The organism is Cognatiluteimonas lumbrici, from assembly GCF_006476065.1.
GTDB classification, from domain to species: domain Bacteria; phylum Pseudomonadota; class Gammaproteobacteria; order Xanthomonadales; family Xanthomonadaceae; genus Cognatiluteimonas; species Cognatiluteimonas lumbrici.
The window spans coordinates 981,781-1,000,769 of sequence record NZ_ML636798.1; the positions used below are offsets into that span (position 1 = coordinate 981,781).

The 18,989-nt window shown below is 69.7% G+C and carries 15 protein-coding genes; 5 read left to right on the forward strand and 10 right to left on the reverse strand.

Annotated features, from left to right (window positions below):
• Positions 1–45: 45 nt before the first annotated feature.
• Genes E4F25_RS04850 through E4F25_RS04860 form a run of 3 tightly spaced genes read right to left on the reverse strand, consistent with a single transcriptional unit; the run spans position 46 to position 6,597 of the window.
• Positions 46–2,244 carry a S46 family peptidase gene (locus tag E4F25_RS04850; protein WP_140909082.1) on the reverse strand — a complete coding sequence of 733 codons (2,199 nt, stop codon included), beginning with the start codon at positions 2,242–2,244 and terminating at the stop codon, positions 46–48.
• Positions 2,237–4,423, reverse strand: a complete 2,187-nt coding sequence (locus E4F25_RS04855) for a S46 family peptidase (RefSeq protein WP_140909083.1) — start codon at positions 4,421–4,423, stop codon at positions 2,237–2,239. Before E4F25_RS04855 ends, E4F25_RS04850 begins: the two co-directional genes overlap by 8 nt.
• Complete coding sequence (locus E4F25_RS04860; RefSeq protein WP_407062806.1) at positions 4,423–6,597, reverse strand: S46 family peptidase; 2,175 nt, start codon at positions 6,595–6,597, stop codon at positions 4,423–4,425. The genes E4F25_RS04855 and E4F25_RS04860 overlap by 1 nt, the downstream gene beginning before the upstream one ends.
• A gap of 137 nt (positions 6,598–6,734) precedes the next feature.
• On the opposite strand from E4F25_RS04860, the gene tdh reads away from it, so the two are divergent.
• The 3 genes from tdh to kbl are packed head-to-tail and all read left to right on the forward strand — an operon-like array spanning position 6,735 to position 9,618.
• Positions 6,735–7,769 carry an L-threonine 3-dehydrogenase gene (gene tdh, locus E4F25_RS04865; RefSeq protein ID WP_181168202.1) on the forward strand — a complete coding sequence of 345 codons (1,035 nt, stop codon included), beginning with the start codon at positions 6,735–6,737 and terminating at the stop codon, positions 7,767–7,769.
• 4 nt (positions 7,770–7,773) lie between these two features.
• Entirely contained in the window at positions 7,774–8,406 is a 633-nt protein-coding gene (locus tag E4F25_RS04870) for a hypothetical protein (RefSeq protein WP_140909085.1), read from the forward strand.
• Between the two features lie 12 nt (positions 8,407–8,418).
• Complete coding sequence (gene kbl / locus E4F25_RS04875) at positions 8,419–9,618, forward strand: glycine C-acetyltransferase (RefSeq protein ID WP_140909086.1); 1,200 nt, start codon at positions 8,419–8,421, stop codon at positions 9,616–9,618.
• Between the two features lie 118 nt (positions 9,619–9,736).
• Here kbl and E4F25_RS04880 read toward each other — a convergent pair whose 3' ends face one another.
• The 3 genes from E4F25_RS04880 to E4F25_RS04890 form a co-directional block, all read right to left on the reverse strand.
• On the reverse strand, positions 9,737–10,336 hold the full coding sequence (locus E4F25_RS04880) for a hypothetical protein (protein ID WP_246069764.1): 600 nt from the start codon (positions 10,334–10,336) through the stop codon (positions 9,737–9,739).
• A 120-nt stretch (positions 10,337–10,456) separates the two neighbouring features.
• Positions 10,457–11,569 (reverse strand): OmpA family protein, encoded by a 1,113-nt coding sequence (locus tag E4F25_RS04885; RefSeq protein ID WP_140909087.1) that lies wholly within the window; start codon positions 11,567–11,569, stop codon positions 10,457–10,459.
• Between the two features lie 158 nt (positions 11,570–11,727).
• Complete coding sequence (locus E4F25_RS04890; protein WP_140909088.1) at positions 11,728–13,179, reverse strand: bifunctional 2-methylcitrate dehydratase/aconitate hydratase; 1,452 nt, start codon at positions 13,177–13,179, stop codon at positions 11,728–11,730.
• A gap of 235 nt (positions 13,180–13,414) precedes the next feature.
• Between E4F25_RS04890 and E4F25_RS04895 the strand changes: the two genes are divergently transcribed.
• A complete protein-coding gene (locus tag E4F25_RS04895; protein WP_140909089.1) occupies positions 13,415–13,873 on the forward strand; it encodes a cell wall hydrolase in 459 nt (152 codons plus the stop codon).
• A gap of 1 nt (position 13,874) precedes the next feature.
• Positions 13,875–14,486, forward strand: a complete 612-nt coding sequence (locus E4F25_RS04900) for a glutathione S-transferase family protein (protein ID WP_140909090.1) — start codon at positions 13,875–13,877, stop codon at positions 14,484–14,486.
• Here E4F25_RS04900 and secF read toward each other — a convergent pair.
• The 4 genes from secF to tgt all read right to left on the reverse strand — a co-directional run bounded on the left by secF (position 14,483) and on the right by tgt (position 18,928).
• On the reverse strand, positions 14,483–15,442 hold the full coding sequence (gene secF / locus E4F25_RS04905; RefSeq protein WP_140909091.1) for a protein translocase subunit SecF: 960 nt from the start codon (positions 15,440–15,442) through the stop codon (positions 14,483–14,485). The genes E4F25_RS04900 and secF overlap by 4 nt on opposite strands.
• 13 nt (positions 15,443–15,455) lie before the next feature.
• The gene (gene secD / locus E4F25_RS04910) at positions 15,456–17,327 is read right to left on the reverse strand and encodes a protein translocase subunit SecD (protein ID WP_140909092.1); all 1,872 of its coding nucleotides are present in this window, start codon (positions 17,325–17,327) and stop codon (positions 15,456–15,458) included.
• A gap of 61 nt (positions 17,328–17,388) precedes the next feature.
• Entirely contained in the window at positions 17,389–17,739 is a 351-nt protein-coding gene (gene yajC / locus E4F25_RS04915) for a preprotein translocase subunit YajC (protein ID WP_140909093.1), read from the reverse strand.
• A 34-nt stretch (positions 17,740–17,773) separates the two neighbouring features.
• Positions 17,774–18,928 carry a tRNA guanosine(34) transglycosylase Tgt gene (gene tgt, locus E4F25_RS04920; protein WP_140909094.1) on the reverse strand — a complete coding sequence of 385 codons (1,155 nt, stop codon included), beginning with the start codon at positions 18,926–18,928 and terminating at the stop codon, positions 17,774–17,776.
• Positions 18,929–18,989 lie beyond the last annotated feature (61 nt).

The window sequence follows — 18,989 nt, forward strand, 5'->3', positions numbered from 1 at the left end:
CGGGGCCCTTTGGGCATGGGAATCCGGATGACGGGAGCCTAGCACCTATTCGAGCGGCAGGTTCATCTCCCGCAGCAGGTGCGGCGCCGGGTAGACCTTGGACATCAGCCAGCGGGCGTAGCGCATGTCCACGTGGATGCCGCGCTTGTAGCGCGGGTCGAACATCCAGCTCGCGCTGACCGCCTCCCAGTTGCTGTCGAAGTGCAGGCCGATCAGGCGCCCGTTGGCGTCGAGCACGGCCGAACCGGAGTTGCCGCCGGTGGTGTCCAGGTTGGTCAGGAAGTTGACCGTCTGGGTGCCGAGCTTCGGGTCCGCGGTGCTGCCGAAATCGCCCTTTGCGATCGCCTCGAGCAGCACGTCCGGGGCGTCGAACGGCGCCACGCCGGTGTGCTTCTCGACGATCCCGGCCACGGTGGTCACCGGCGCGTAGCGCACGGCGTCGCGCGGGTGCAGGTCGATGACCTTGCCGAACGCGATGCGCAGGGTCGAGTTGGCGTCTGGGTAGACCGCCCTGCCCTGCGATTCGCGGTAGCCGATCAGCCCCTTCATGTAGGCCGGGCGCAGGCGCAGCAGGTCGCCGGCGAGCTGCTTGGCCTCGTCCTCCTCGCGCAGCGCCGCGGGCAGCAGCTTCGCGGCCGCCTGCATCAGCGGGTCGGTGGAGGCCCTGACCGTGGCCGGGTCGGCGGCGAGCAGGCGCAGGCGCTCGGCTTCGTCGTCGAGCGCGGTGTCGGCGTACAGGCGGTCGAGCGTCTTCGCGACGCTCGCGGCGTCGCTTCCGAACACCGCGTCGATCTCGGCGATGCGCTGCGCCGCCGGCAACGCGCGGTGGCGCTGCAGCAGTTCGGCCAGCAAGGCCTTTTCGACCTTCGGGTCGAAGCGGCGCGTGGCCTGTTCGAGCGCGGCCTTGATGCGGGCCTCGTCGCGCTGCTGGTAGCCGCGCTCGCGCTCGGCGTCGGGCTTGCCGCGCTCCAGCGCCAGCCGCTGCAGGCGGTAGGCGGCGGCCAGCAGTTCGGTGCGTCCGCGGATCTGCGCGAACAGCTGGGAAGCCTCCGCGCCTTCGTGCGAGGCGGCGATCAGCCCCTGCGCGGCCTCGATGTCGGCCTGGAGCGCGTCCGCGCCCGGCTGTTTCGCCAGCCAGGCCAGCATCGCGGCCTCGTCGGCACGGCGCACGGCGACCGCGTCGCTGCGTTGCATGCCGTCGAGCTCGCCCTGGGCGCGCTTGAGCCCGTTCTTGAGCCCGGCCAGGGTCGAGGCGTAGGCGACTTCGGCAGCCTTGTCGCCGGCGGTGGCGCCTTCGATCGCGTCGATCATGGCGTCGTAGAGCGCGATCCGCGACGGCAGGCCGGTCTCGACCTGGTGCGCGAACTCCATCGCCATGCGGTGGCGGTAGGTGCGGCCCGGATAGCCGGCGAGCATCGCGTAGTCGCCCTCGGCGACCGGGTCGGTCGAGACCTCGAGCCAGGCCTTCGGTGCGAACGGCACGTTGTCGGCGGAGAACTCGGCCGGCTTGCCGTCCTTGCCGACGTAGGCGCGGTAGAACGCGAAGTCGCCGCTGTGCCGCGGCCACATGAAGTTGTCGATCTCGTCGCCGTAGTTGCCGATCGCTTCCGGCGGCGCGTACACCAGCCGGATGTCCTTCAGCTCGAGCTGCTTGATGAGGTAGAAGTCGGTGCCGTAGTACATGTCGGCGACGCTGCAGCGGTAGCCTTCGTCGGCCTCGCACTCGGCGACCAGCGCCTTCTCCGCCGCGTCCACCGCGTCGTAGTACGCGCGCCCGGTCTTGCCGCGGGCGTCGGCGAGGATGCGGTCGGTGACCTTGTCGAAGGCGACCGTCACCAGCACCCGCGCGCCCGGCCCGGCGGAACGCTCGGCGGCGCGGTCGGCGGCGATGAAGCCGTTCTCGAGCAGGTTGTCCTCGGGCGTCGAGTTGAGCTGGATCGCGCCCCTGGCGCAGTGGTGGTTGGTCACCACCAGGCCTTCCGGCGAGACGAAGCTGGCGGTGCAGCCGCCCAGCGACACCATCGCGTTCATCGGCGCCTTGGTCAGGTCGGCGAGCGCCGCGGCATCGCCCTTGTAGCCGGCGGCGCGGAGCCGGTCGGCGATGGCCGGCAACTGCGAGGGCAGCCACATGCCCTCGCCACCCACTTCATCGGCGTGTGCCGGGACGGAAGCCATGGCGAGGGTCGCGGCGGCCACCAGGTTGCAGGCCGCGGCGGCGGCAAACGGAAGCTTCTTGTCAGTCATGCGGCAGTCCCATCTCCTCGAGCAGGCGCTCGGCGTGGTCCACTTCGTCCATGGCCCAGCGCATGTAGCGCGTGTCCACGTGGATCGAGCGGGTCAGGTCGGGGTTGAAGATCCAGTCGGCGCTCAGGCTCTCGTAGTTGCCGTCGAACAGCAGGCCCACGAGCTCGCCCTTCGCGTTCAGCGTCGGCGAGCCGGAGTTGCCGCCGGTGGTGTCCACGTCGCTGAGGAAGTTCACCGGCACGTCGCCGAGCGAGGCCATGCGGTACCGTGCGCCCTTGCCGGCGGCGATCGCGTCGAGCTGGGCCTTCGGCGCGTCGAACGGCTCGACGCCGGTGTCCTTCTCGACGATGCCCGCCAGGGTGGTGAACGGCTCCATCTGCACTGCGTCGCGCGGCGAGTAGCCGCGCACGGTGCCGAAGGTGATGCGCAGCGAGGAGTTGGCATCCGGATAGACCGGCTTCCCCTGCGAGGCATTGAAGTCGATCATCGCCTGCATGAACTTCGGGCGCAGCGCGGAGATGCGACCGCTGCGCGCCTCGGCCTCGTCCTCCAGCCGCAGCAGCGCCGGCATCACCTGCACCGCGAAGCGCAGCGCGGCATCGTCCGAGGCCTCGATCGCCGCGCGGTCCGCTTCCAGCAAGGCGAGGCGCGCGGCCTCGTCGCCGAGGCTGCTGCCGGCGTAGAGCGCGTCGAGCCTGGCGTCGAGGTCCGGCACCGTCTTGTCGCTCGCGGTGATGCCCAGCCAGGCATCGAGCTCCGGCACCCGGCTTCCGGCCGGGACCTGCGCCAGGTAGCGCTCGATGCGCAGCTTCGTCAGCGCCTTGTCCACTTCGGCGTCGTAGCGCTTGTCCATGGACTTCATGCGCCCCTGCAGGCGCGCGGCGTCGCGCGCCTGGTAGCCGCTCTCGCGCTCGGCATCCGGCCTGGCCTGCTCGATCGCGTTGCGGTACAGGGTGACCGCGGTGCCGGTCAGGCCGCCGGAAGCCACGCTCGGGAACCAGCGGTCGCGCTCGCGCGTGGCCTCGGAGGCGGCGAGCTCGCGCTCCAGCTCGGCCAGCGCTGCGACCTGCGCCCTGCCCTCGGCGCCACGCCCGGCCAGCCAGGCCTTGAGCGCGTCCTCGCGGGCGCGCTTCATGCCCACCGGGTCGTCCATCTGCGCGAAGCCATCGAGCTGGCCCTGGTAGAGCTTGAGCGCGTTGTTGATGCCGGCGATGGTCGAGGCGTACTTGAGCGCGGCGGCCTTGTCGCCGGCGGTGGTGCGCTCGATCGTGGCCAGGTAGTCCTTGAAATAGGCCACTGACTCCGGGTAGCCCCACTCGATCGTGTCCTGCACCTCGGAGGCCAGGCGGTAGCGGTTGGTGCGGCCCGGGTAACCGGTGACCATCACGTAGTCGCCCGCTTGCAGCGGCTCCTGCGACACCGTCAGCCAGCTCTCGGGCTCGAACGGCACGTTGTCCTTCGCGTACGGCGCCGGCTTGCCGTCCTTGCCGACGTAGGCGCGCAGGAAGCTCCAGTCGCCGGTGTGGCGCGGCCACTCGAAGTTGTCCTCGTCGCCGCCGTACTTGCCGATCGCGGCCGGCGGCGCGTACACCAGGCGCACGTCCTGGATCTCGAGCTGGCGGATCAGCGAGAACTCGAGCCCGCCGTTGAAGTTGTAGACGTTGCAGCGCAGGCCGCCGGGCTGCTCGCACTCGGCGACCAGCGCCTTGCTGCGCGCCTCGATGGCGTCGTAGCGGTCCTTGCCGTCCATCCCGTCGAGGCCTTCGACGATGCGGTCGGTGACGTCGGTGATCGCCTGCGTCACGTAGATGCGCGCGTTGGGGTCGGCCGGCAGTTCCTCGGCGAAGCTGGCGGCGACGAAGCCGTCGGCGAGCAGGTCGCGCTCTGGCGTGGAGTTGTACTGGATGGTGCCGTAGGCGCAGTGGTGGTTGGTCACCACCAGGCCCTGCGGCGAGACGAAGCTGGCGGTGCAGCCGCCGAGGCTGATCACCGCGTTGAGCGGCTTGCCGGCGAGGTCGGACAGCGAGGCCGGATCCAGCTCGAGGCCGCGGGCCTTGAGCTGGGCGGCCAGCTCCGGCATCTGGCTCGGCTTCCACATGCCCTCGTCGGCGTGGCCGGCGAGCGGCGCGAGCGCCAGGGTGAGCGCCGCTGCGAGCGGCGCGATCATCTTGTTCCGCATCAGTCGTTGTCCTCGTTGGCGGCCTCGAGCTCGGCCATCAGGCGCGGCGCCGGCAGCACCTCGTCCAGGATCCACAGCATGTAGCGCGAATCCATCGCGATCACGCGGGTCATCTCCGGGTCGAACACCCAGTTGGAGACCACCGCCTCCCAGTTCATGTCGAACACCAGCCCGACCAGCTCGCCGCGCGCGTCCATCACCGGCGAACCGGAGTTGCCGCCGGTGATGTCAAGGTCGGCCATGAAGTTGACCGGCAGCGTGCCCAGCTCGTCGCTGGCGTACTCGCCGTAGTCCGCTTCCTTCACCGCGTCGAGCAGCACCTGCGGCGCGTCGAACGGCTCAACGCCGGTGGCCTTGGCCGCCATCTGTTCGGCGGTGGTGAACGCGTCCTGCTTGCTGCCGTCGAGCTTGGTGTAGCCCTGCACGTTGCCGAAGGTGATGCGCAGCGAGGAGTTGGCGTCCGGGTAGACGAAGCCGCCCTGGCTCTTGCGGTAGTCGGCCACCGCCTGCAGGAACACCGGGCGCGCCAGCAGCGCCTCGCCGGTGCGCACTTCCTGCTGCGCCTCCATCTCCAGCACCGTCGGCATCAGCGCGACCGCGAGCTGCACCGCGGGGTCCTCGCTGGACTCGAACGCGGCCGGATCGGCCTGCAGCAGCGCCATGCGCGCATCGAGGTCGCCCAGGCGGGTGCCGGACAGGCGCTCGAGCGCGCGCTGGATGGCGGCCTCGTCGTTGCCGCCCAGCCAGGCGTCGAGCGCGGCCACGTGCTGGTCGGCCGGCAGCGCGACGTACTGGCGCAGCCAGTACTCCTGGATCTGCCGGTCCATGGCCGGTGCGTAGCGGCGGTCCATCTGCTTCATCGCGCCCTCGAACGAAGGCAGGTCGCGCTGCTGGTAACCGGGCTCGCGCTCGGCGTCAGGCTTCTGCTTCTCCAGCGCCAGCCGGTACAGGCTGCTGGCGGCACCGATCGCGCCGGTGCGGCGCAGCTGCCCGAACACCAGGTCGCGGTCGCGCGTGGCGCTCTCCACTTCCTGCAGCGCGACCAGTTTGGCGTGCGCGTCGAGCGCGGCCTTGCCGGCCTCGCCCTGCGAGCGCAGCCACTCGAGCACGGCCTGTTCCTCGGCGTGCTTGCGCTCGCTGGCGCCGATCCGCGCGAAGCCGTCGAGCTGGCCCTGGTAGTTCTTGACCACGTTGTGCCAGCCCTTGAGCGAGCTGGCGTACTTCACCGCGATGTCCTCGTCCTGCTTGCCGGCGGCCTCGACCAGTTCGATCAGCTTGCCGTAGTGCTCGACCACCTGCGGGTAGGCCCACTGCGCGGTCTCGTCGAACTCGCCGGCCAGGGCGTAGCGCGAGGTGCGGCCGGGATAGCCGGCCACCATCACGAAGTCGCCCGCCTCCAGCGGCTCGCTGGCCAGGCGCAGCCAGTGCTTCGGCTGGTAGGGAACGTTGCCTTCGTCGAACGCCGCCGGCTTGCCGTCCTTGCCGACGTAGGCGCGCAGGAAGGTGTAGTCGCCGGTGTGGCGCGGCCACATCCAGTTGTCGATGTCGCCGCCGTAGGCGCCGATGCTCTGCGGCGGCGCGTTGACGATGCGCACGTCGCGGATCTCGAGGTTGCGGAACAGGCGGTAGGTGTTGCCGCCGGCGAAGCTGTAGAAGCGGCAGCGGAAGCCGTCCTCCGATTCACACTCGGAGACCAGGCGCTTCTCGATCGCCTCCAGCGCGGCGGTGCGGCCGGCGGCGTCCGGGGCGGCGGCGATCGCCGCCTTCACTTCCGCGGTGACGTCGCGGATGTCGTCGAGCACGTAGATGCGGGCGTTGGGGCCGGCGGAGATCTCGTCGCCGAGGGTGGCGGCGTTGAAGCCGGTCGCGATCAGGTTGTTGTCCGGGGTGGAATTGAGCTGCAGGCCGCCGTACGCGCAGTGGTGGTTGGTCACCACCAGGCCCTGCGGCGAAACGAAGCTGGCGGTGCAGCCGCCCAGCGAGACCACCGCGCCCATCGGCTGCCCGGTGAGGTTGGCGAGCTGCTCGGGCGGCAGTTCCAGGCCGGCCTGCTTCAGCGGGCCCGCGATCTCCGGGAGCTGCTGCGGGACCCACATGCCCTCGCCCGCCTGGGCGGCGCCCGCGGCGACGGTGCCGATGGCGCCCGCGAGCGCGACCGCCAGGATCTTGACCATGTGACGCATCGGTGTCTCCAACGTGGGGAAAATTCCCTCGAGTATAGCGGCGCCCGGCGGCCCGGGCCCGGGCCGTTGGCGCCGGGAAACCGGGCCCGCCGCGTATAATCCGGGGCTTTCCCGAGAGCAGGCGGACGATGTCCCGGACGATGAGGGCGCTGGTCAAGCGCGAGCCCGGAAAGGGCATCTGGATGCAGGACGTGCCGGTGCCTGCGCCCGGCCCGAACGAGGTGCTGATCAAGGTCGAGAAGACCGCGATCTGCGGCACCGACCTGCACATCTACCTGTGGGACGAATGGAGCCAGCGCACCATCCGGCCCGGGCTGGTGATCGGACACGAGTTCGTGGGCCGCATCGCCGAGGTCGGCCCGGGCGTGGACGGCTACCGCGTGGGCCAGCGCGTGTCCGCCGAGGGCCACATCGTCTGCGGCCACTGCCGCAACTGCCGCGGCGGGCGCCCGCACCTGTGCCCGAACACGGTCGGGATCGGGGTCAACCGCGACGGCGCCTTCGCCGAGTACATCGTGATGCCGGCCAGCAACCTGTGGCCGATCCCGGACCAGGTGCCGTCTGAGCTGGCCGCGTTCTTCGATCCCTACGGCAACGCCGCGCACTGCGCGCTGGAGTTCGACGTGGTCGGCGAGGACGTGCTGATCACCGGCGCCGGCCCGATCGGGATCATCGCCGCCGGCATCTGCAAGTTCATCGGCGCGCGCAACGTGGTGGTCACCGACCTCGACGACTACCGCCTGAAGCTGGCCGCCGACATGGGCGCCACCCGCGTGGTCAACGTCAGCAAGGCCTCGCTCAAGGAGGTCATGGCCGACCTGCACATGGAAGGCTTCGACGTCGGCCTGGAGATGAGCGGCAGTCCGCGCGCGTTCGACGACATGCTCGACTGCATGTACCACGGCGGCCGCATCGCGATGCTCGGCATCCAGCCCAAGGGCGCCGGCGTGGACTGGGACAAGATCATCTTCAAGGGCCTGACCATCCAGGGCATCTACGGCCGGAAGATGTACGAGACCTGGTACAAGATGACCCAGCTGGTGCTCAGCGGCTTCCCGCTCGGCAAGGTGCTCACCCACCAGCTCCCGATCGACGAATTCCAGCAGGGCTTCGACCTCATGGAAGCCGGCAAGTGCGGCAAGGTCGTGCTGAGCTGGAGCTGATGCCGTGACCAGGCCAGCGCCGCCCCCCGCGAACGAGGACGCCGCCGCCACGCCGGCGTCGCGCCGCAGGCCCTGGTTCCGGCGCGAGCCGATCGACCTCGGCGAGGTGCTGGTGGAGACCATCGCGGTGCTGCTGGGCGTGCTGATCGCGCTGGCGATCGACCGGCGGCACGAGCAGGCGACCGAGCAACGCAACGTCGCCTCCGCGGTGGAGTCGATCCGCGCCGAGATCGGCCGCAACCGCGACGCCGCCCTCGCCCACCGCGACCACCTGGAAGCCATGGCCGGGCGCATGGAGGAAATGCATCCCGCCGATGCACGGCCGGCGCCGTGCATGGGCCAGCCCGGCTGGGCCGGCGTGCAGCTGCCGATGCTGATGGACACCGCCTACGAGGTCGCCGTCGCGACCGGCGCGCTGGCCAACATGCCCTACGAACTCGCCAGCAACGTCGGCGCCGCCTACGGTGCGCAGCGCTACATCCAGGGCATGTACGACACCGCCGGGAAGATGCTGCTGGCCGAGCGCCCGGTGGACGTGCGCATGTGCACGAACGTCGCCCGCGAGATGGCCGCGGGCAGCGACGGCCTCGCCGGACGCTACCAGGCCCTGCTCGACGCCCTGCCCCCTTCGCGATAGAGAGGAGCCCCCATGGCCGCCACGTCCCCCACGACCCGCTACGCCGAGACCCTCGAGGAGATCCGCGAGGCCGGCCTGTTCAAGGCCGAGCGCATCATCACCAGCCCGCAGGCCGCCGAGATCACGCTGGCCGACGGCCGCACGGTGCTGAACTTCTGCGCCAACAACTACCTCGGCCTGGCCGACCACCCGGCCATGATCCAGGCCGCCAAGGAGGCGCTGGACACGCACGGCTTCGGCATGGCCTCGGTGCGCTTCATCTGCGGCACCCAGGACCTGCACAAGCAGCTCGAGAAGACGATCGCGGACTTCTTCGGGACCGAGGACACGATCCTCTACGCGGCCTGCTTCGACGCCAACGGCGGCCTGTTCGAGCCGCTGCTGGGCGAGGAGGACGCGATCGTCTCCGACGCGCTCAACCACGCCTCGATCATCGACGGCGTGCGCCTGTGCAAGGCCAGGCGCTACCGCTACGCCAACTGCGACATGGCCGACCTGGAGCAGCAGCTCCGGCAGGCGCGCGCCGACGGCGCGCAGCAGATCCTGATCACCAGCGACGGCGTGTTCTCGATGGACGGCTACATCGCGCCGCTAGACGAGATCACCCGCCTCGCGAAGCAGTACGGCGCGATGGTCCACATCGACGAGTGCCACGCCACCGGCTTCATCGGCGCCACCGGCCGCGGCTCGGCCGAGGTCAAGGGCGTGATGGACCGGATCGACATCTTCACCGGCACGCTCGGCAAGGCGATGGGCGGCGCGGTGGGGGGCTTCACCACCGCGAAGGCCGAGGTGATCGAGATGCTGCGCCAGCGCTCGCGCCCCTACCTGTTCTCGAACTCGCTGCCGCCGCACGTGGTCGCGGCCGGGATCAAGGCGTTCGAGATGCTGGCCGGCGCCGGCGAGCTGCGCGAGCGGCTGGCTGCGAACACCGCATATTTCCGCGACCGCATGGAAGCCGCCGGCTTCGAGCTGCGTCCGGGCACGCACCCGATCGTCCCGGTGATGCTGCACGACGCGCCGCTGGCGCAGAAGTTCGCCGAGCGCCTGCTCGAGGAAGGCATCTACGCGATCGGCTTCTTCTTCCCGGTGGTTCCCAAGGGCCAGGCCCGCATCCGCACCCAGGTCTCCGCCGCCCACACCCGCGAACACCTCGACCGCGCCATCGAAGCCTTCACCCGCATCGGCCGCGACCTGGGCGTCATCTCCTGACGCCTTCTTTAGCCACAGATCCCACAGATGAAAAAAGGATCGGGTTCGCGGCGGCGTGTGCCGACCTGCGAACCCAATCCTTTTGAATCAGTGTGATCTGTGGCTAAAGAATGTTGGGTCAGTCCGCTAGTTGCGGGGTGGGCTGCGCGAGTTCTGGGGCGGCGGGCGGGGGCGTGGGGAGGTCGCCGGTGGCCTCGGGGGCGGCGGCGGTGGCCGCCGGGGCCGGGGCCGGGGCCGGGGCCGGGGCCGGGGCCGGGGCCTGGGCGGTGGCGGGGCCGCGGGCGACGCGGACGCCGCGCGACGCCATCCAGGCGCTGAACTCGTCCGCGGTCATGTTGCGGCCGTTCTGGCTCATGTTGAAGCGCCACGGCGTGTTGTCGAACTCGGTGCGCGGCTTGTAGGTCGCCGGGTCGTTCGGGTCCACCACGCCGGGCGCCGGCGCGGCGCCTGCGACGCTGCGGCAGCTCTCCACGTACATGCGCAGCAGCACCTGCTCGACGGTCAGCGCGCCGTCGTAGGCCTGCGACAGTACCCCGCCCGGAACGCCGAGCTGCCCGGAGGGCGTCACCAGTTCGCTCGAAATCGGCGCAACCGTGGCGGACTGGCCGGGCGTCACCGGGGGCGCCGAGCAATCCGGGGCGGCACTGGCCACCGTCGGCAGCGCGAGTCCCGCGGTGGCCAACAGCGTGGCGGCAATCGACAGCATGGACGCTCGCATGGCGCTTTCCCCTTCGCGAATCCGCCCCGAGTGTAACGGCATTCCGTAAAAAGCGAAGCCCGGCACTTGGCCGGGCTTCGGTTTCGTGAAGCCGGGCATGGCCCGGCCTTGCTGGCGTCCTCAGTTCTGGACGTTCAGCTCGGTGCGGCGGTTCTGCGCACGGCCTTCCGGATTGTCCGAACCATCCGGGTTGGTGTTCGGCGCGATCGGGCGGCTCTCGCCGTAACCGTTCGGGCCCACCAGGCGCGAGGCGTCGATGCCGTTGGCGGTCAGGTAGTCGTACACCGCGCGGGCACGGCGCTCCGACAGGCCCTGGTTGTAGGCGTCGGTGCCGATGGCGTCGGTGTGGCCGGCGACCTCGACCCGCAGGTCGGGATAGCGCTTCAGGATCTCGATGGCCTCATCGAGGATCGCGATCGCGTCCGGACGCAGCGTGGACTTGTCGAAGTCGAAGTTCACGCCCTTCAGGTCGATCGAGACCGGCACCGGGCAGCCGTCCGGACCGATGGTCTGGCCAGCCTGCGAACCGGGGCAGCGGTCGTCGCAGTTGTTGACGCCGTCGCCGTCGTCGTCCAGGTCGGCGCAGCTCGGGGCCACCGGCTCGGGAGCCGGCGCGACCGGGGCCATCGGCTCCGGGCCGAGGGCGATGGTCATGCCGACCGAGGCCAGCAGGTCGGTGAAGTAGTCTTCCTGCTCCGGACCCGGACGGGCCTGGAGTTCGTCGAAGTCGACGCGGGTGCCGATCTCGGTGCGCAGGTCCATGCGACCGAAGTCGAACTGCAGGCCGGCGCCGAGGTTCACGGCGACGTTGTTGTCCTCGTGCTGGGCCGGGAAGCCGCCATCCGGGGTGCCGAAGATCGGGTCACGGATGAACTCTTCCTCGTGGCGCTGCAGGCCCAGGCCCATGCGCACGTACGGCCACCACTTGGAGTCCACGGTGCGGAAGTGGTAGCGCGCGTCGGCCGAGATGCCGTACTGGCTCCACCACAGGCCGGACGCGGTCTTGTCCGGGTTCTGGTAGTTCAGCTCGCCTTCCAGCGACCAGTTCGGGGTCAGGAACTTGCCGAAGCCCAGGGTCGCGAACGGGCTGTCCTCGGTTCCGCGGTCGTTGTCCTGCACGTTCACGCCGACGGAGCCGGACACGTACCAGCGATCGTCGAAAGTCTGCGCGGAAGCGGCCGACGCCACGCCCAGCCCGGTCAACAGGGCAGCGCAGAGGAGTTTCTTATTCATGTTCAGCTCCTTGATCAGATAAAGAAATGCTTGATGCGTGTTAGATACAGACGGCCGTTCCGCACGCCATCCCGGGCAGGTTAATGCCGTCCGCGTGAAGGCCTCGTTAACACTACCATAACGAATGAGGCTTTCGAAGCTGACCGGTTCATCGGATTCTACACACGGAAAAGGTTCATGAACTGGTCCACCGGCAGGGCATCCATACGTGCCGGGTCGGCCGCGAGTGCCATGACCCGGTCCACCTGCCCGGCCGGGAGGTGGGCCCGCAGGGCGGCCTCGCACTTGGCCATGAGCACCGGGATGCCCTCGGCCCGGCGCTTGCGGTGGCCGATCGGATAGTCGATGGCGACCCGCTCGGTGGAGCTGCCGTCCCGGAAGAACACCTGGACCGAGTTGCCAATGTAGCGCTTGTCCGGGTCGAAGTAATCGCGGGTGAATGCGGGGTTCTCGGAAACCATCATCCGGTCGCGCAGGGCATCGATCCGCGGATCGGCGGCGACCTCGTCGGTGTAGTCGTCGGCGGTCAGGCGGCCGAAGATCAGCGGCACCGCCACCATGTACTGGATGCAGTGGTCGCGGTCGGCGTAGTTGGCCAGCGGCCCGGTCTTGTCGATGATGCGGACGCCGGCCTCCTGGGTCTGGATCTCGATCCGCTCGATCTCGTCCAGCCGGCCCTTCACCAGCGGGTGCAGCTGCATCGCGCACTCGACCGCGGTCTGGGCATGGAACTCGGCCGGGTAGCTGATCTTGAACAGCACGTTCTCCATCACGTAGCTGCCGAACGGGCGCTCGAACTCGAACGGCTTGCCGCCGAAGGCGACGTCGTAGAAGCCCCAGGTCGGGGCGCTGAGCGCGCTCGGGTAGCCGACCACCTGCTTGTCCACCGCATTCAGGGCGTGGGTCACGGCGCGGCGGCAGGCGTCGCCGGCCGCCCAGCTCTTGCGCGGGCCGGTGTTCGGCGCGTGGCGGTAGGTGCGCAGCACGCCGTTGTCGATCCAGCTGTGCGAGACCGCGGTGACCACCTCGTCCTTGCCGCCGCCGAGCATCGCGGTGGCGACGGCGGTGGAGGCCAGGCGGACCAGGATCACGTGGTCCAGGCCGACCCGGTTGAAGGCGTTCTTCAGCGCGTAGCAGCCCTGGATCTCGTGCGCCTTGATGGCGGCGGTGAGCACGTCGCGCACGGTCAGCGGCTGGCCACCGTCGCGCAGCTCGCGCCGGCTCATCCAGTCGGCCACGGCGAGGATCGCGCCGAGGTTGTCGGAGGGGTGGCCCCACTCCGCCGCCAGCCAGGTGTCGTTGAAGTCGAGCCAGCGCACCAGCGTGCCGATGTTGAAGGCAGCCTGCACCGGGTCGAGCTCGAAGTTGGTGCCGGGGACGGTGGCGCCGCCGGGCAGCGTGGCCCCGGGGACGATCGGGCCGAGGTGCTTCACGCAGCCCTCGAACTTCATCGCCAGCATCGCGCAGGCAAGCGAGTCGAGCAGCATGTAACGCGCGGTGTCGTAGGCCTCCTGCGACTCCACCTCGTAGTCGATCACGTAGTCGGCGATGTCGACCATCGGCTGGTCGGGATCGGGGCGTACGGCGGAACGTGCGTCGTGCTGGCTCATTGGATTCTCTGCATGGAGCGGGGGACCGGCTATTTTGCCAGAGCGCCGTTCAGGAAACCTCGTTCAGCTTTCGTTGGGGTTCGTGCTTTTACCTTGCGCCAACTTTTTTGCCCCGGGCAAAGACGCCAGAGAGCGGCCGCCCTCCCCAAAACGCCATGCCGTGCCAGCGTGACGATCCCGTTGACGACCTCGGGAGCAGCATCGCGGGCCGGCGCAACGGAGCAAGGAGCCCCGCATGAAGTTGGCCTGGATCCTGTGGTTGTCGCAGCTGATGCCGCAACCCGCCGCCGATTCGCTGTGCCTGAGCACCACCCTGTACCTGGAAGCGCGCGACCAGTCGCTGCGCGGCCAGCAGGCAGTCGCCGAAGTGATCATGCGCCGCCGCGACAGCGGCCTGTGGGGCGACGACCTGTGCTCGGTGGTCACCGCGCGCAAGCAGTTCGCGCCGACGATCGTGTCGCCGAACACGCGCATCAACAACACCGACGCCTGGGCCGAGGCGGTCGCGGTCGCGCTCGAATCCGAGCGCAACTGGGCGCTGCCGCCCGGCGAGCGCCAGGAGATCGTGCCCGGCGCCAGCCACTTCGCCGCGCTGTCCATCGCCTCCCCGAGCTGGCGCACCGCCTACCAGGTGGCCACCATCGGCGGGCATACCTTCTTCAAGGTGCAAACGCTGAAGCCGCGCGGAGGCTGACATGAAGCTGCACTACCTGCCGGGCGCCTGCTCGCTCGCCGACCACATCGTGCTCGAGTGGATCGGCAAGCCGTACGAGGCGGTGGCGGTGCCGCGCGACAAGCTGAAGTCGCCCGAGTACCTGCGCATCAACCCGGCGGGCGCGGTGCCCGCGCTCGAGCTCGAAGACGGCTGGGCCCTGACCCAGAACTCCGCGATCCTGCACTACCTCGCCGAGCAGCACCCCGAGGCGCGCCTGTACGGCGACGGTACCCCGCGCGGTCGCGCCGAGGTCGACCGCTGGCTGGCCTTCGCCAACGCCGACGTGCATCCCTCGTTCTGGCCGTTCTTCGGCGGCCTGTCCTGGCTCGGGGACGAAGCACTCGTCGCGAGGGGGCACGACGCGGCCCGGAACAAGCTGCGCGGCCTGTTCGAACGCGCCGACCGCCAGCTGCAGGGCCGCGACTGGATCGCCGGCACCCGTTCGATCGCCGACCCCTACCTGTTCGTGGTCACCCGCTGGGCCAAGGCCAAGCAGGTGGACCTCTCCGGCCTCGACGCCCTGGAGCGCCACTTCCAGCGCATGCTCGCCGACGAAGCCGTCCAGCGCGTCCTCAACGCCGAAGGCCTCTAGGGACGCCGCGCCAGCGCCGAATCGTCCCGCGCCTTCGGCATCAGGTCCTGCTTGCTCACGCCCAGCCACATCACCAGCGGGCAGGCCACGAAGATCGACGACAGCGTGCCGATCACGATGCCGATCATCATCGACTCGGCCATGCCGCGCAGCGAACCGCCGCCGTACAGGTACAGCGCCAGCACCGTCAGCAGGGCCACGAACGAGGTGATCACCGTGCGCGACAGCGTCTGGTTGATGGACGCGTTGAGGATCTCGCGCGCCGGCGCGCGCATCCCGCGGAAGTTCTCGCGCACGCGGTCGAACACCACGATGGTGTCGTTGATGGAGAAGCCCATCACGCCCATGATGCCGGCCAGCACGGTCAGGTCGAACTCGTGCCCGGTGAACGCGAACCAGCCGGCCACCACGATGATGTCGTGCAGCGTGGTCAGGATCGCCGAGACCGCGAACTTCCACTCGAAGCGGAACGAGATGTAGGCGAGGAAGCCGACCATCACGAACAGCATCGCGTAGATGCCGTTCTGGGCCAGCTCCTTGCCGACCTGCGGACCGACGTAGCCGCTGCTCAGGCGGGTCGCCTTGTTCTCCGGGGTGGACACGATGTGCACCACCTCCTCCGCGGTCTGGCTGGTGTCGCCGTCCTGCTGCGCGTCGGCCGCGCCCTCCTTCGGCTGCAGGCGCACGAGCAGGTCGTTGCCCGAGCCGAAGGTCTGCACCTGCGCGCCCTCGAACCCGGCCTGGTCGAGTCGCTCGCGCACCAGGTCCACGTCGGCCGGGTGCTCGAAGCGCAGCTCGACCGAGGTGCCGCCGGTGAAGTCCAGCGCGAAGTTGAAGCCCTGGACCGCCATCGCGCCGATCGAGGCGACCAGCAGGAGGATCGACAGCGAGGCCGACACCCAGCGCAGGCGCATGAAGTCGAACTTGCTGTCGTGCGGGAACACATTGAATTGCATGGCGATGGTTCCGTCAGATGGCCACGGACTTCAGCTTGCGCCGGTTGCCGTAGATCAGGGTGGCGATGCCGCGCGACACCGAGACCGCGGTGTACATCGAGGTGATGATGCCGGCGATCATGGACACGGCGAAGCCCTTCACCGGCCCGGTGCCGAAGGCGAACAGCGCCACGCCGGCGAGGATCGCGGTGAGGTTGGCGTCGGCGATGGTGCCCGAGGCCTTGTCGTAGCCGGCCGCGATCGCCGCCTTGGGCGGAACGCCCGCGCGCAACTCCTCGCGGATGCGTTCGTTGATCAGCACGTTGGCGTCCACCGACATGCCCACGGTGAGCGCGATGCCGGCCAGGCCGGGCAGCGTCAGGGTGGCGCCGAGGAACGACATCACCGCCACCACCATCAGCAGGTTGAGCAGCAGCGCGGCGCAGGTGATCAGGCCGAACATGCGGTAGTAGACCAGGAAGAACACCAGCGCGAAGCCGAACGAGTAGAGCACCGCGGTCATGCCGCGCTCGACGTTCTCCTTGCCCAGGCTGGGGCCGACCACGCGCTGCTCGACGAAATCCATCGGCGCGGCCAGGGCGCCGGCGCGCAGCAGCAGCGCCAGGTCCGCGGCTTCCTTCGGGCTGTCCAGGCCGGTGGTCTGGAACTCCTTGCCGAACACGCCCTGGATGGTCGCCACCGAGATCACCTGCTCGCTGGTGCGGGTGGTGCGGATCTCCTCGCCGTCCGGGCCGATGCTGACCTCGGGCACGCGCTCGACGTACACCACCGCCATCGGCTTGCCGACGTTCTCGCTGGTGAAGTCGAACATGCGCTGGCCGCCGATGCCGTTGAGGGTCACCGAGACCTGCGGGGTGCCGCTGCGCGGGTCGTAGCCCGAGCGCGCGGTGACCAGCTGGTCGCCGGTGGCGATCACGCGCTTGTTGAGCAGGATCGGGATCGGCTTGCCGTCCGGGCCGATCTCCTTTCGGTAGTAGATGCGCGCGTTGGGCGGCACGTTGCCGGTGCGCAGCGCCTCGTAGGGGTCGCCCTCGACCACGCCGCGGTACTCCAGGGTCGCGGTGGCGCCGAGGATGCGCTTGGCCTGGGCGGTGTCCTGCACGCCCGGGAGCTGCACCACCACCCGCTCGGAGCCCTGGCGCTGGATGATCGGCTCGGCCACGCCGAGCTCGTTGATGCGGTTGCGCAGGGTGCCGATGTTCTGCTCGACCGCGTCGGTCACCATCTTCTGGATTTCGCTGTCCGGGATGCGGATGACGATGCTGTTACCCTCGACGTCGGTGCGCAGGGTGGGCATGTCGCGCGTGACCAGGCCCAGCGCCTTGTCGACGTCGGCGCCCGGGGCCAGCCGCGCCACGATCGCGCCCTCGCCGCGGCGCTCGACCGACTCGTAGGTCACGCGGTTGTCGCGCAGCAGCACGCGCACGTCCTCGGCGTAGGCATCGAAGCGCTTGTCCAGCGCGGCCTTGCGGTCCACCTGCATCAGGAAGTGCACGCCGCCCTGCAGGTCGAGGCCCATCAGCATGCGCTTGGCGCCGATCGCGTCGAGCCAGGGCGGCACCGTGGAGGCCAGGTTCAGCGCGACCACGTAGTTGTCGCCGATCTCCTCGCCGAGCAGGTCGCTGACGCGGGTCTGGTCCTGCACGTCCTCGAGCCGGATGAGCAGTTCGCCCTCGTCCTCGATCTCCACGGAGAGCGGCGTGACGCCGGCCTTCTCCAGCAGGGCTTCGACCCGCTTCTCCAGGGCTTCGTCGACCTGGTAGCCGCGGTTGGCGGTGACCTGCACCGACGGATCCTGCGGATAGATGTTGGGCAGCGCGTAGAGCGCGCTGAGCAGCACCACCACAACGATGATGAGGTACTTGAATCTGCTGTATTCGAGCATCGTGGAGCCCCGCGCGCGGCCCGTATCCCGGGCCGGCGCCTTCAGTCGGTGTGGCGTCGGCTCAGGCCGACTTCAGCGTGCCCTTCGGCAGCACGTTGGCGATCGCGCCCTTCTGCACGCGGATGCGCACGTTGTCGGCGATCTCGACGCTGACGAAGTGCTCGCCGATCTCGCGGACCACGCCGGCGACGCCGCCGTTGGTGATCACCTCGTCGCCGTTGCCGAGCTTCTCGAGCATGGCGCGGTGTTCCTTCTGCCGCTTCATCTGCGGGCGGATCATCAGGAAGTACATGATCGCGATCAGGATGATCGGGAACAGCAGGCCGCCGAGGCCGCCGCCGAACAGGCCGCCCGGGGCCTGGCCGGCCGCCTGGGCCATCGCGGGGGGAACGAACAGGTCGATCGGGTTCATCTGGTAGGTGTCCGGTGGCGAAAATAACGGGGAATTATGCCATGCCGATGGCGTCGGGCGGCCCGTTGCCGGCCCGGGCCGCATGGAAGGACCGCCGGAAACCGGCGAAGGTTCCCGCGGCGATGGCCGCGCGCATCGCCGCCATCAGCTGCTGGTAGTGCCAGAGGTTGTGCAGGGTGCCCAGGACCGGGCCCAGCATCTCGTTGCAGCGGTCCAGGTGGCGCAGGTAGGCGCGGCTGAAGCCGCCGGCGCAGGCGGGGCAGCCGCAGCCCTCCTCGATCGGGCGCGTGTCGCGCTCGAACTTCGCGTTGCGGATGCGGATGGTGCCGGTCGAGGTGAAATAGTGGCCGTTGCGCGCGTTCCGGGTCGGCATCACGCAATCGAACATGTCCACGCCGCGGGCCACCGCCTCGACCAGGTCCTCGGGCCGGCCCACGCCCATCAGGTAGCGCGGGCGGTCCGCCGGCAGCTGCGGCACGGCGTGCTCGAGCATCGCGTTGCGCTCGGCCTCGGTCTCGCCCACGGCGAGGCCGCCGATCGCGTAGCCGTCGAAGCCGATCGCCTTCAGGCCCTCGGCGGAGCGCGTGCGCAGCTCGTGGTGGACGCCGCCCTGGACGATGCCAAACAGCGCGGCGTCGTTGCCCTCGTGGGCGCGCTTCGAGCGTTCCGCCCAGCGCAGCGACAGCTCCATCGAGCGCTCCACCACGCGCGGGTGCACCGGCTTGCCGTCCACGTGCACCGGCGGGCACTCGTCGAAGATCATGACGATGTCCGAGCCGAGCACCTTCTGGATGCGCATGCTCTCCTCTGGCCCGAGGAACACCGTCGAGCCGTCGGTCGGCGCCTGGAAGGTCACGCCCTCTTCGGTGATCTTCCTGCGGTGCGCCAGCGAGAACACCTGGAAGCCGCCGGAGTCGGTCAGGATCGGTCCGTCCCAGCGCGCGAAGCCGTGCAGCCCGCCGTGCGCCTCGATCACATCGAGGCCCGGGCGCAGGGACAGGTGGAAGGTATTGCCGAGGATGATCTCGGCGCCGAGCGCGCGGACCTGTTCCGGCAGCAGGCCCTTGACCGTGCCGTAGGTGCCCACCGGCATGAACGCCGGCGTCTCGACGGTGCCGCGCGGGAACGCCAGGCGGCCGCGGCGCGCGGCGCCATCGCTGGCGAGCAACTGGAACTGCATGCGGGACATCGGCGGGCACGGCTGCGGAGGGCCGGCCATTGTCGCGGAACGGGCGCCCGCGCGCAGGCGC